At 30.4% G+C, this 12,781-nt stretch carries 12 protein-coding genes; 8 read left to right on the top strand and 4 right to left on the bottom strand.

The annotated features are described in order from the left end of the window. From ACQCX0_RS01430 to ACQCX0_RS01415, 4 genes are all read left to right on the top strand, one after another. Positions 1-261 (top strand): YfhL family 4Fe-4S dicluster ferredoxin (locus tag ACQCX0_RS01430; protein WP_462562352.1); only part of this gene is annotated, 261 nt, incomplete at its 5' end. 43 nt (positions 262-304) lie between these two features. Continuing rightward, the gene (gene pepN, locus ACQCX0_RS01425; RefSeq protein WP_462562351.1) at positions 305-2,902 is read left to right on the top strand and encodes an aminopeptidase N; all 2,598 of its coding nucleotides are present in this window, start codon (positions 305-307) and stop codon (positions 2,900-2,902) included. Between the two features lie 59 nt (positions 2,903-2,961). Beyond that, the gene (gene galU / locus ACQCX0_RS01420; RefSeq protein ID WP_462562349.1) at positions 2,962-3,873 is read left to right on the top strand and encodes a UTP--glucose-1-phosphate uridylyltransferase GalU; all 912 of its coding nucleotides are present in this window, start codon (positions 2,962-2,964) and stop codon (positions 3,871-3,873) included. A 213-nt stretch (positions 3,874-4,086) separates the two neighbouring features. After that, complete coding sequence (locus ACQCX0_RS01415) at positions 4,087-5,718, top strand: alpha-D-glucose phosphate-specific phosphoglucomutase (RefSeq protein ID WP_462562348.1); 1,632 nt, start codon at positions 4,087-4,089, stop codon at positions 5,716-5,718. 136 nt (positions 5,719-5,854) lie between these two features. On the opposite strand, the gene ACQCX0_RS01410 is transcribed toward ACQCX0_RS01415, so the two are convergent. Further along, positions 5,855-6,445: a disulfide bond formation protein B gene (locus ACQCX0_RS01410; RefSeq protein ID WP_462562347.1), complete on the bottom strand. Its 591-nt coding sequence runs from the start codon at positions 6,443-6,445 to the stop codon at positions 5,855-5,857. Between the two features lie 39 nt (positions 6,446-6,484). Continuing rightward, entirely contained in the window at positions 6,485-6,637 is a 153-nt protein-coding gene (locus ACQCX0_RS01405; RefSeq protein ID WP_462562354.1) for a DUF5993 family protein, read from the bottom strand. Between the two features lie 460 nt (positions 6,638-7,097). Between ACQCX0_RS01405 and ACQCX0_RS01400 the strand changes: the two genes are divergently transcribed. The 4 genes from ACQCX0_RS01400 to glpQ all read left to right on the top strand — a co-directional run bounded on the left by ACQCX0_RS01400 (position 7,098) and on the right by glpQ (position 10,307). Further along, complete coding sequence (locus ACQCX0_RS01400) at positions 7,098-7,235, top strand: hypothetical protein (RefSeq protein ID WP_462562345.1); 138 nt, start codon at positions 7,098-7,100, stop codon at positions 7,233-7,235. 5 nt (positions 7,236-7,240) lie between these two features. Next, a complete protein-coding gene (locus ACQCX0_RS01395) occupies positions 7,241-7,615 on the top strand; it encodes an aminotransferase class V-fold PLP-dependent enzyme (RefSeq protein WP_462562353.1) in 375 nt (124 codons plus the stop codon). Positions 7,616-7,909: 294 nt separating this feature from the next. Continuing rightward, positions 7,910-9,259: a glycerol-3-phosphate transporter gene (gene glpT, locus ACQCX0_RS01390; protein WP_462562344.1), complete on the top strand. Its 1,350-nt coding sequence runs from the start codon at positions 7,910-7,912 to the stop codon at positions 9,257-9,259. Positions 9,260-9,275: 16 nt separating this feature from the next. Beyond that, positions 9,276-10,307: a glycerophosphodiester phosphodiesterase gene (gene glpQ / locus ACQCX0_RS01385; RefSeq protein WP_462562343.1), complete on the top strand. Its 1,032-nt coding sequence runs from the start codon at positions 9,276-9,278 to the stop codon at positions 10,305-10,307. Positions 10,308-10,686: 379 nt separating this feature from the next. On the opposite strand, the gene ACQCX0_RS01380 is transcribed toward glpQ, so the two are convergent. Next, positions 10,687-11,655 (bottom strand): aminotransferase class IV, encoded by a 969-nt coding sequence (locus tag ACQCX0_RS01380; protein WP_462562342.1) that lies wholly within the window; start codon positions 11,653-11,655, stop codon positions 10,687-10,689. A gap of 20 nt (positions 11,656-11,675) precedes the next feature. Next, positions 11,676-12,737: a PTS sugar transporter subunit IIC gene (locus ACQCX0_RS01375; protein WP_465029866.1), complete on the bottom strand. Its 1,062-nt coding sequence runs from the start codon at positions 12,735-12,737 to the stop codon at positions 11,676-11,678. Positions 12,738-12,781 lie beyond the last annotated feature (44 nt).

Raw genomic sequence — 12,781 nt, 5'->3', positions numbered from 1 at the left:
AATTTTCTAAAAATAGAAGGGATTACTATGGCTTTAAAGATTACATTAGATTGTACTAATTGCGGCGCTTGTGTACCGGAATGTCCTAACGTTGCTATTACTGAAGGAGCAGAGATTTTTGTAATTACCCCTCACTTATGTTCTGAATGTATTGGTGCTTATGATAAAAGTCAATGTGTGGCTGTATGTCCGGCAGATAGTATTATCTTAGATACTAATTATCAGGAAACAAGATTAGATTTTATTGCAAAAACATCATAAAATTCATAATAGTTCTTAGAAGTTTATAAGGATAAAAAATATAATGCAGGATAAAATTCATTATTTAAAAGATTATAAAAAATCGGATTTTACAGTAGAAAATATAGAACTATACTTTAATATTAATGAAAATACTGTTGTTACCTCTACTCAACAAATGAAAAGACAAAATCCTCAACAAACAGATTTAGTATTATTCGGTGAAGATTTAATTACTAAAGCTGTAAGAATCAATGATAAATTATTAGCTAATAATGTAGATTATGTGATTAATGCTACTTTTTTAACCATTAAGAATGTAGCAAATGAATTTAGTCTAAGCATAGAAGTAGAATTATTCCCTGATAAAAATACCAAACTGATGGGACTTTATCAAAGTAATACATGCCTTTGTACCCAGTGTGAACCTGAAGGGTTTAGAAGAATTACTTGGTTTTTAGATAGACCAGATGTAATGACAAAATGGTTAGTCCATATTGAGGCTGATGCTAGAAAATATCCTATTTTACTCTCAAACGGGAATAGAATTGCTACAAAAGAGCTAGCACAAGATAGGCATATGGTTACCTATGAAGACCCTTTTAGAAAACCTAGTTATTTATTTGCTTTAGTGGCAGGAGATTTTGATTGTATAACTGATATTTTTACAACCATAAGTAACAAAAAAGTAGAGTTAAATATTTTTGTTGAAAAAGGCAAAAAAGAACAGGCAAGATTTGCTCTAGAGAGTCTAAAGAAGGCTATGAAATGGGATGAAGAAACCTTTAACTTGGAATATGATTTAGGGGTATTTAATATTGTGGCAGTGAGTGATTTTAACTTTGGGGCAATGGAGAATAAAAGTTTAAATATCTTTAATGATGCTTATATTTTAGCATTACCGGAAATTGCTACGGATAATGATTATTTTCATATAGAGGCAGTAGTAGCACATGAGTATTTTCATAATTTTACGGGTGATAAAATTACCTGCAGAGATTGGTTTCAATTAACCCTAAAAGAAGGTTTAACTGTCTTTCGTGATCAAAGTTTTTCAGAGGATATTCATGGGAAGAATTTAATTAGGATAGAGCAGGTTGAATTTTTAAAAGCTAAACAGTTTAAAGAAGATGAGAGTCCCTTATCACACCCTATCAGACCGGAAAGTTATATAGAAATTAATAATTTTTATACGGTTACAGTGTATGAAAAAGGTGCTGAGATTTGCAGAATGATTCACTCGATTATCGGAGATGCTAACTTTAAGAAGGGTATAGATTTATATTTTGTTAAATATGATGGTCAGGCTGTTACTTGTGAGGATTTTGTCAATACGATGAGTGAGGTTGCAAATATTTCCTTAGAAGTCTTTAAAAGATGGTATCATACAAAAGGTACACCAAGAGTGACCCTTAATACAATTTATAATGATAAAACTCAAGAATTCACCCTAAAGTTTTCCCAAGAGAATAAAGAAAATAAAGAACCCTTACTTATACCTTTAAAATTAGCATTATTTGATATAAATGGTAAGAGAATAGAATTAATTAACCATAAGAAGTCTTTAGGTAAAGAAACTACCATCTTATTTGATACTTCTAACAAAGAGATCATTTTTAGCAGTATTGAGATTGAGCCTTATCTTTCTATTAACAGAGGGTTTTCTGCACCGATTAATTTAGATTATAATTATGAGGAAGTAGCTTTAAGGCATTTAATAAAATATGATGATGACGGTGTAAATCAGCATAATTTTATGCAATTATACTTAAAGCACCACCTTCTTAAAACCATTAAAGATTTAGAGGCAGGGGAAGTCACACTGATTGAGACACAAATTTTTAATCCAATTAGAGATCTTTTATATGAGAAAACTCTTAATACCGGATTACTAAATTTATTAATTAAATTACCTAGTTTTGATAGTATTAGTGATGAATTCGTAAATAATTTGCCAATTGAAAATATTTATAAAACGCTAATTCTATACACCGATAAATTAACAGAATATTTAGGAGATGATTTAAAAAATCTCTATCATAATTTGCCTGAGGATCCTCTAAATTTATCCCCGCAGATGATGAATACCAGGGCTTTAAAAAATACTATAGTGTATTATTTAGCTAGAGGGAATGATATAAGCATAGTTAAAGAGCATTATCAAAATACTCAGAATATGACAAATCGTTTAGGAACTCTAATTGCAGTAAAAGATTTAGAAACCCCTCTTAGGGAAGAACTGTTTAAAGATTTTTATAATACCTATAAAGAGTATCCTCTAGTTATGGATAAATGGTTATCTTTGCAGGCTTTAACCCTATCGGATGATACCTTAACTAAAGTTAAGGAGCTGATACAGTTAGAAATTTTTTCCATCACAAATCCTAATAAAGTAAGAGCCTTAATAGGAAGCTTTACGGCTAATAACCTAGCTTTCCATGCAAGTAATGGGAGTGGCTATAATTTTATTAAAGATAATATAATAAAACTGGATATAATTAATTCTAGTGTAGCTGCTCGTTTGGCAACTGTTTTTTCAAAATGGCATAAACTTAAAGCTCTTAATGCTGAATTAATGAAAAAAATTATGCAAGAGATTCTGCAAGAGAAGACTATTTCTAAAGGATTATATGAAATTATCTCTAAATCTCTAAATAGTTAAAATTAATATTTCTAAACTAGAGAAAGTATAAACCTTTAGAAAAAGGAAATAAATAAGAGATGAGTAAAAGAATTAAAAAAGCAATTTTTCCGGTAGCAGGGCTTGGAACTAGATTTCTACCTGCTACTAAGGTCATTCCGAAAGAAATGATACCTATTTTAGATAAACCCGTTATTCAATATGCCGTAGAAGAGGCTATGGAAGCAGGAATTGAAGAATTTATTTTTATCACCGGACGAGGCAAAGTGATGATAGAAGATCATTTTGATATTAGTTATGAGTTAGAAAGCCATTTAAATAAAAGAAATAAAGATGAATATCTAGAACTAATTAGACAAGGAATGCCTAAACCAGGTAAGGCTTTTTTTACAAGACAACAATATCCTTTAGGCTTAGGGCATGCTATTTGGTGTGCTAAAGTTTTAGTTGAAAATGAAGCTTTTGCGGTACTTCTTCCGGATGAATTTTTAAAATCAAGTCCGGGATGTTTGAAGAAAATGATAGATTTGTATAATCTGTATGATAATATAGAAATGATGGCAGCCGTACAGGAAGTAGCATGGAATAAGGTATCTTCTTATGGTATCTTAAATATAGCATCCCATGCAAATACAGATTTTAATAAAGAAGTTGAAAATCATAATCTTATTAAAGTTAAAAGTATGATAGAGAAACCAGCAGAACATCAGGCACCTTCTAATTTAGCAGTTATTGGTAGATATATTCTACCAAGTAAAATTTTTGATGTTTTAGAAAAAGCAAAAAAGGGAGCCGGGGGAGAAATTCAACTAACAGACTCTATGTCTGACTTAATTAGTGATAATAACTTTTACTGTTATAAATTTGCAGGAGAACGCTTTGATTGCGGTAATCCAGTCGGTTTATTAGAGGCAACTATTAATATGGCTTTACTGGATTCTCGTTATAATGAACAAGTTAAGGAGATTATTAAAAAAATCCCATTGTCATAAAACTTTAATAAAATTCTAATAACAAAATAAAAGAATATGTAGCTTCAGAGAGAGTAAGATTGATAAGAAGAGTTAGTAAGGAAAAGAGGATAACAATTATTTGGGCTTCATTTATAAATTATTGTGGAGTAAGTTACTGTGATATATATTATAAAATTATAGTGGCAATATTTTATAGAAAAAGTATTTATAAAATAGATACCGGTACCTAAGATGTTAATCAATATTATTAATACAACTCCCTATCAAGATCAAATGCCAGGTACTTCAGGATTAAGAAAAAAAGTTACCGTATTTCAGAAAAAGCATTATTTAGAAAACTTTATTCAAAGTATTTTTAATATATATAAGGTTAATAATAAATCTTTGCTTGTAGGTGGAGATGGCAGATATTATAATAAAACTGCTATTTTAAGCATTATTAAAATAGCAGTGGCAAATGGGGTGAAGACCTTATATGTGGGGAAAGATGGTTTGTTTTCTACCCCTGCAATCTCGCTATTTATAAGAAAATATAACTTAGATGGGGCAATAGTACTATCTGCCAGCCACAATCCTGGTGGTGTAAATGGTGACTTCGGAGTGAAATTTAATGTTAAAAACGGCGGACCAGCCTCTAGTGCTTTAACTCATCAAATCTATGAGGAAAGCTTAAAAATACAACACTATAAAGTTGTAGAAGTTCCTATAATTAATCTTAGCAAATTACAAGAACTAAGAATTTTAGATACTACTATTAAGATAATTGATCCAATTATAGATTATAGTTTAAAAATGGAAGAAATTTTTGATTTTAATGCTATTGCAAACCTAATCAAGGGTGATTTTAATTTTATCTATGATGCCATGTTTGGAGTAACGGCACCCTATGCTCAGGATATCTTTATTAAGAAGCTTGGCTGTGATGAACAATATATAATAAATGCTACTCCTTTAGAGGATTTCGGAGGAACTCCCCCGGATCCTAACCATCATAATAATTCTAAGTTGTTTAATTTAACTTGCCAAACTAAAAGAAAACATGTTTTAGCCACAGCATGTGACAGTGACGGAGATAGAAATATGATACTCTCAAGCAAGGTATTTCTTAACCCTTCGGATAGTTTAGCTGTACTACTTGAATATGCTCACTTAATTCCAAGTTATAAAGAAGTAATAGGAGTAGCAAGATCTATGCCTACATCCTCTGCGGTGGATAGGGTAGCCAAAGGTTTAGAGATTCCTTGTTATGTAGTGCCAACCGGCTGGAAGTATTTTTCTAATCTCTTAGATGCTAATAAAATCACAATTTGCGGTGAAGAAAGTTTTGGTACCGGCTCTAACCATATTCGTGAAAAAGATGGCTTATGGGCGATATTATTTTGGTTAAATATTTTAGCAATTACTAAAAAAACACTACCGGAACTACTAACTTTGCATTATGAAAAATTTGGAAGAACCTATTATAGTAGAATTGATTATGAAGGAATTAAGACTGGTGTGGCAGAAAATATTATAACAGGTTTTATTAACAATGCTAAGGCTGCAAAGGGCGGAAATCTTAAAAACTATCACGCTAAAATAGTAAAGTTTGAAGTTTTTCATTATCAAGACCTAATAGATGGTAGTATAACTAATAATCAAGGTTATAGTATACATTTTGAAAATCAAGCAAGGATTATTTTAAGAACCTCAGGTACCGGTACTAGCGGTACTACACTGAGATTTTACGTAGAAACACCGGAACTAAAAAAAGATAAATTATGGTTAGCTAAAGATGATTACTTAGGAACGTTGTATAACCTAATTAATGATTTATCCCTAATCAGTACGAGTTATAAACTTACACCTACTCTAATCATCTAAGAAGTTAATTAGCTGAGTAAATTAGAGATTATACCCAAGCAAAATATTGCCATGTAGTACTCCTAATTACTAAGAAAATTAAAAATCTCCTAGACAAACTCTTCAAGGAAAAATAGTAAGAGTTAGTTAGTACTTATTACTTCAGCATTAAATATTCTACCGGATCATCAGGACAAACGTACAAACCGCATTCTAAAAATACTGAAAATATATTTAAGCCGATAATTATTATGAAAACTATCATCAGTAATTTGGCTAAATACTTAGCTAAACACCGGAATTTACATGATGAAGATTCCAATATAATATCTGTACTATTCAGTCCTTTATCTAAAAGTAAAGCTATTCCTACAACAAAGGTAATAATAAAGAATATTAAAGCATTCCAAGAATAATTGTATACACCTAAAATAGGAGTACCATAACCCATATCTCCCGGTAAAATATGTAAGAAAACCTGACGTATTGCTGCCATAAAACCGAATAAAGACGCAAGTAACATCATACCATAATGAGAAGACTTGGGTTTAAACTTTAAATTCATACACATAGCAGTTCCTACAGCAACATAAGCTATTCTTTGTAAAAGACATAGAGGGCAGGCTAGTTCACCTAAAACTAATTGTAGTATAAAAGCTATTATTAAGAATCCGCATATTATGCCTAATCCTATAATATTACCTAAAAAGTGTAGAGAATATTGATAATTACAGTTTGTTTTTTGCATGATCTTCCTTTACTTATTTATTAATTTAGTCTTTTTAGATTAGAAGTGTAGTGGTAAGGGACTTGTTATGTGGTATTTTAACCATAACAAACTTAAGATTAATGTTGCAACAAAAATCCATTTAGTAAGATTTTCTTTATTCGTTAATATTCTTAATACTACCAAAAAATATAATGAAAAAATTAATACCATCATAATAAACCTACCTCTTATTTAAAACCAAGAATTACCTATACAATACTATAAATATATTAATTAAATATTAGTATTGTAATGAGGATATGTCAAATTGTATTTGTTTAAAATCACAATTCTTAGATCTGTTGATTAAAAAAATTAGAGAAACAATCATAACAATATATAAAAATTATATGTACTATGATTTATTAAAACATTTTTTTAGTAACTTATATATTATCAATCTTGAATACTGTAATATATAATTATATAATCAAAGTAGGATTAGGAGAGCAAAATAGATTACACACTGTGAATTCAATTTAAATCATAATAAATATCTATTATAGATTATACTTCTCTCAACCCCGGTAGTAGAAGAAGTATTAGCAGAGATGCTAGAATTTAATAAAATTTGTTTTTATAATCCTTCAGCTAAAATGCAATAAAAATTCATAATATTTAGAATACTGCTGTGGATGCTTATACTATTACTGCCTATAAGTTTTACGGACCAAAAGATATCGCAGTTAACTATCTAAATACTAATATAGAATTACAGTCTTTAATTTTCTGTAGCAAACAAGAATTTGCCTTAAGAGCCGGTAATTAAACTGTATAGGCATTATAGAATTATATAAAGTACTAGAAATAGTATTTACTAATCAAGAAGTAGCTATAAAAAAAGAACAAAAATTACTGACTTTATTACAAAATCTAATTGAAAAAAGTATTTTAGACTTAAAAATTAATGCTGAAAAAGCTATTATAATCTCTAATACTTTAAGTATTTCTCTAAAGAATGTTAATAGTTTAGAATTAATTAAAAAATTAGCAACCCATGAAGTTTGTATAGCAAATGGGGCTACCAGTATTGGGGATAGTATGTCACGTGTCATTAGTTCCATGGGGGTTGCTAAAGAGTACAGTAGGGGAAGCTTACGGTTTAGTTTAGGTAAATTTACTAATAGAGATGATATTTTAAATCTGTAAAAATTTTAAATACCATATTATAAAATATAACTTATAAAAATAATGCTTTAGTGTATAGCAGTGCAACTGGATTAAGGGTATAACACTAGTAAAATAGTAAGAAATATCCTGATATTAATAAGTATTAATATACTAGAAATTGTACTATTATACAGTAAAATGATCGGGTTCATATTTATAAAGCAATTTTTATATTGATTTTTTTAGAGAATAAGGACATTATTTAGTAATAGTTATAGAGAAAAATCAAAATCATTATTAATTTGTTTAATTCATTATAAGAGAAATGTAATTATGTTAAGCTTTTTAAAGCCTGCTAAGCATATTGAAAAATTGCCTAAAGAAAAAATAGATCCAGTATATAAACGCCTACGAATACAAGTATTTATAGGCATTTTTGTTGGTTATGCCGCATATTATCTAATCAGAAAAAATTTTAGTTTAGCAATCCCTGAATTACAAAAGCTAGGCTATTCTAAAGGAGAGTTAGGTATAGTGTTATCCGCAGTATCTTTGTCTTATGGTTTTTCTAAATTCTTTATGGGTAATGTTTCAGATAGAAGTAATCCTAAATATTTCTTAAGCTTAGGTTTGTTATTAAGTGCTTGTACTATGTTTTTATTCGGTTTTACTAGTTTTGCAACTTCGTCAGTTTTAATAATGTTTATTTTAATGTTTGTTAATGGTTGGTTTCAGGGTATGGGATGGCCTCCTTGTGGTAGAACTATGGTACATTGGTATTCTACTAAAGAAAGAGGGCAGGTAGTTTCAGTGTGGAACATTGCACATAATATTGGTGGCGGACTTATGGGGAATATAGCAGTATGGGGATACGGTTATTTTAATGATTGGCATGCTTATTTTTATGTGCCAGCTGGAGTGGCATTAGGAATTGCTATTTTTATTTTCTTATTAATGAAAGATACTCCTCAGTCTGCAGGACTACCGCCTATTGAAGAATATAAAAATGATTATCCCGAAGGTTATGATAAGAGTTTTGAAGATGAGTTACCCGCAAAAGTAATTTTTGTAGAGTATATTTTAAAGAATAGGTTGTTATGGTTCATAGCTTTGGCTAATGTATTTGTTTATTTTATTCGTTACGGAGTGCTAGATTGGGCTCCTACATATTTGCAAGAGGTAAAGGGCTTTTCAATTAGAAATTCCGGATGGGCATATGCTTTTTATGAATATGCAGCAATTCCTGGAACTATTTTATGCGGTATTATTTCAGATAAAGTTTTTAACGGAAGAAGAGCTCCTGCAGGGATGTTGTTTACTTTCCTAACGATTATAGCTATTTTTGTTTATTGGTTTAATGGTACTGAAAATCATCTTATAGATAATTTAGCCTTAATCTCCGTAGGATTTTTAATCTATGGTCCGGTTATGTTGATTGGCTTACATGCTCTAGAGATGGTACCTAAAAAAGCTGCAGGTACAGCTGCTGGTTTCACAGGGTTATTCGGTTATTTAGGAGGAGCCTTGTTTGCTAATGCAATTACGGGCTTTGTAATTGATGCTTTAGGTTGGAATACGTACTTTATTTTAATGATAATTGCAGGATTTTTGGCAATTATCTTTATGGCATTTACTTGGAATCACGGGGGACATGCTATAGATAATAATAAAATCAAATCATAAATAGGGAGTTATAATTATGAAAAAAATATTAGTAAGTACTTTAGCTGTAATAACTTTGGTAATTACTTATAGTACTGGGGTAATAGAGGCTAATGCCGTATCTAATAAGAAAGTTATTATTGCTCATAGGGGGGCTTCTGGGTATATAGCAGAACATACATTGGTAGCAAAAGCTTTAGCTTACGGACAAGGAGCTGATTTTATAGAACAAGATGTAGTACTCACTAAAGATAATATTCCGGTGGTATTACATGATATTCATATAGATACGGTAACGAATGTGGAAGAAGTATTCCCCACCAGAAAAAGAAAAGACGGTAGATACTATGCTATAGATTTTACTCTAGCAGAACTTAAAACTTTAAAAGTAACAGAGCGTTTTAATGAGCGAACCAAAGAATCAATTTATCCTAAAAGATTTCCAATAGGTAGTGCTATTTTTCAGATTCCGACCCTAGAGGAAGAAATACAACTTATTCAGGGATTAAATAAAAGTACTGGAAAATATGTAGGAATTTATCCTGAAATTAAAAGTCCTGCTTGGCATAAAGAGGAGGGTAAGGATATTTCTAGAATTGTTTTAGAAATCTTGAATAAATACGGATATGTAACTAAACAAGACAATTTTTATTTACAAATCTTTGATTTTAATGAGGTTAAAAGAGTTAGAAAAGAGTTAGGATTTCAAGGTAAGCTTGTAATGTTGTTAGCTGAAAACGATTGGAATGAAGCTCCTAATAACGATTATTCCTACCTTAAAACTAAAGAGGGTTTAACAGAAATTGCTAAATATGCTGATGGCATAGGTCCGTGGATCCCACAAATTATTATAGGCAAAGAAGGCAATAAGGTACAAATTTCAAATTTAGTGCGGGATGCAAAAGCTAATAACTTAGAAGTACATCCTTATACCGCAAGAGCTGATGATTTACCTAAATTTGCTACTTCATATGATGAACTTTTAAAATTCTTATTTGTAGATGCCGGAGTAGATGGTTTATTTACTGATTTCCCTGATAAGGGTGTAAAAATAATTTCTGCTCTTTAGGCAGACCTTGTGGTCATACTCCGTTACCATTCTTAGGACGGAGTATAGTCACTGCTTACTTAGGCAGTAAAAAGTAAACTAATAGGAAATACTCTTTAGCTAGATTCCATGTCTTTATACAACTCATTTAGCCTATATATTAAGTATTATACGTAGCAACACTTGACTGTTCCATAGTATCTCAACTATGCCTTACTTGTATTACTCTTTTTAATATCCCAACTCTATCTCACCTCAATACCGCCTTACCCTAACCCTAAGTCCAACCACAGCATTCAAGCAACTATAACATTGTGTAATAGATTACAACGATCCCATTCTAGTAACCCTAAGCAGAATAGTGTAAGATTACACAAAATCTGCCTAAAAGGTAGGGTTATTATTTAAAAGAAGTAACCCATTCTTTATATTTAGGATGTTCTCCGTTAATTACTTTTTGAAACTCACTTTGCATTATTTTTGTATATTTACCTGCTGTAGTAAGCTTTCCATCACCTGCTTTACTAATTATTCTATCATCTATGGACTCTGCATAGCCTATTTGTACTGCTGTGCCGGTAATTATAACTTCTTCTGCTGCGTATAACATCGACCTATCAATTAAAGCTTCCTTTACTTTATAACCCTTTAATTCTAATAACTCTTTACAACTTCTGGAAGTAATACCCTCAAGTGCTGCCTGTCCTGTGAAAGGAGTTAAAATCTCATTATGGTACACAATAAAAATATTTGCCACATTAGATTCTACTACATATCCGTTCTTATCTAAAATAATAGCCTCATCATAACCGTGTTTTGTTATCTCGGTATTAGCTAAAAAAGCATTAATATATGCTCCGCCGACTTTGGCTTTAGTAGGAATTGCATTATCCTCAAACTTTACCCAAGAACTAATCTTTAATTTAAGTGCCTTATTGTCAACGAAATTAGTCATACCCATTACATAAATAGCTAAATCAAACTCCATATTAGGATGTTTTCTAGGAGCAATTAGCATTTGATCACAGAAAATAAAAGGACGAAAATAAATATTTTGAGTAACCCTATTTGCATTAATTACTTTTGCAAAAATATCCTTAAAGTTTTCATAGCTAATATAATAATTAAAATCTAAGATTTTAGCTGCATTCATTAAACGCTCATGATGTTCTTTTAAACGAAATACTCTTATTTCTCCATCTATATAATAACCTCTCAGTCCTGCAAAAGCGAGAGTTCCGTATTGTAAACTATTAGATGCAATACTTACTACTGCCTTATCAAGGGGTACTACATTTTTATTAAAATATGCATAGGGCATAATATTACTTAAGTTCTTAACTTTAATTAATTCTTCTTGTTCAGACATAATTTATTCTCCATCTAAATTTAATTATTAATTACAAATAGTATTTCTTTAGTAGTATATAATTTTAATTTTCTGGCTAATTTATCAAAGATAAAGCCACTAATTAAAGGTATCATTACCATAAATAAAATTACGTATAAGATTGAAGAATTAACAGATAACCCTTCAGTCATGCCTGCTAAAGTTACAATACCAAAACCAGCTCCTAGTGTTGTATTTTCAATACCTATTATTGTACTAAATGCAGATATAAAAAATGCTAAGATCATACCGAAGAACGTAATTTTAGGAGATTTAATGATATTAGGCAACATCATTTTAGGACCACCGAAAATTAATAAGAATGATTTAAAAAATCCGTTAACCCCTACTGATGCAGCAAATAAATATAGAGTAATGCAAGAAATACCTATAGAGGCTGCACCAGCGGCAACCCCTGTAATACCAACAATATAAGCAGTTCCCACGCTGGAAAAAGGGCTACAAATAATCAGTGCAAAAGAAAGCCCCACCAAACCACCCATTAAGAATGGGTGCAATGATATTAAATAAATGATAAATTGTCCTAGATATATAGTTACTAATTCCAAATATTGATTAATATATAAGCCAATTGGAACTAAAATTAAAGCCAAAATGAAAACAGTAAATAGAATTTTATAAGTACTTAAAATTTTCTCTAAATATTTTACTAAAATTGTGCCGGTATAGCCTATAAAAATTGCTGTGAGGATATTTCCGGTTTTCATGCCAAAGGAGCTGGGTTCCTTTAAGAAAACTGCACCACTGGCAATTGTGCAAACTATAAATACTGCCATCATAGATATATAACTACATTCTTTTCTGTGGGCAATTCTAAGTCCTATCCCACCTGTAAAAACTGTTGCAGTAAGAGAGATTAAAAGTACTAGTATACTTGATGCATAAATAAACTTATTAACAAATAAGAAGAAAGCCATTGGAACAAAACACAATACAATCATTTCAGCTAAACTTTGTAAGATAATATCAAAATCTTTTTTAAGATTTTCCATATTAAATATATTTGGATAATTTTTTAAGTTTAATATAGCTAACATCATTGCCACCTTTTTATATAGAGTACTCTAAAAATATTATTGCTTTT

This window comes from Candidatus Hepatincolaceae symbiont of Strigamia maritima (genome assembly GCF_055505085.1).
The sequence above is the reverse complement of the archived record's forward strand: the minus strand, read 5'-3'. Positions and strand labels throughout refer to the sequence as shown.

Coding starts and splice junctions, on each gene's coding strand:
- pepN (WP_462562351.1), top strand. CDS start 305: ATGCAGGATAAAATTCATTATTTAAAAGATTATAAAAAATCGGATTTT.
- galU (WP_462562349.1), top strand. CDS start 2,962: ATGAGTAAAAGAATTAAAAAAGCAATTTTTCCGGTAGCAGGGCTTGGA.
- ACQCX0_RS01415 (WP_462562348.1), top strand. CDS start 4,087: ATGTTAATCAATATTATTAATACAACTCCCTATCAAGATCAAATGCCA.
- ACQCX0_RS01410 (WP_462562347.1), bottom strand. CDS start 6,445: ATGCAAAAAACAAACTGTAATTATCAATATTCTCTACACTTTTTAGGT.
- ACQCX0_RS01405 (WP_462562354.1), bottom strand. CDS start 6,637: ATGGTATTAATTTTTTCATTATATTTTTTGGTAGTATTAAGAATATTA.
- glpT (WP_462562344.1), top strand. CDS start 7,910: ATGTTAAGCTTTTTAAAGCCTGCTAAGCATATTGAAAAATTGCCTAAA.
- glpQ (WP_462562343.1), top strand. CDS start 9,276: ATGAAAAAAATATTAGTAAGTACTTTAGCTGTAATAACTTTGGTAATT.
- ACQCX0_RS01380 (WP_462562342.1), bottom strand. CDS start 11,655: ATGTCTGAACAAGAAGAATTAATTAAAGTTAAGAACTTAAGTAATATT.
- ACQCX0_RS01375 (WP_465029866.1), bottom strand. CDS start 12,737: ATGATGTTAGCTATATTAAACTTAAAAAATTATCCAAATATATTTAAT.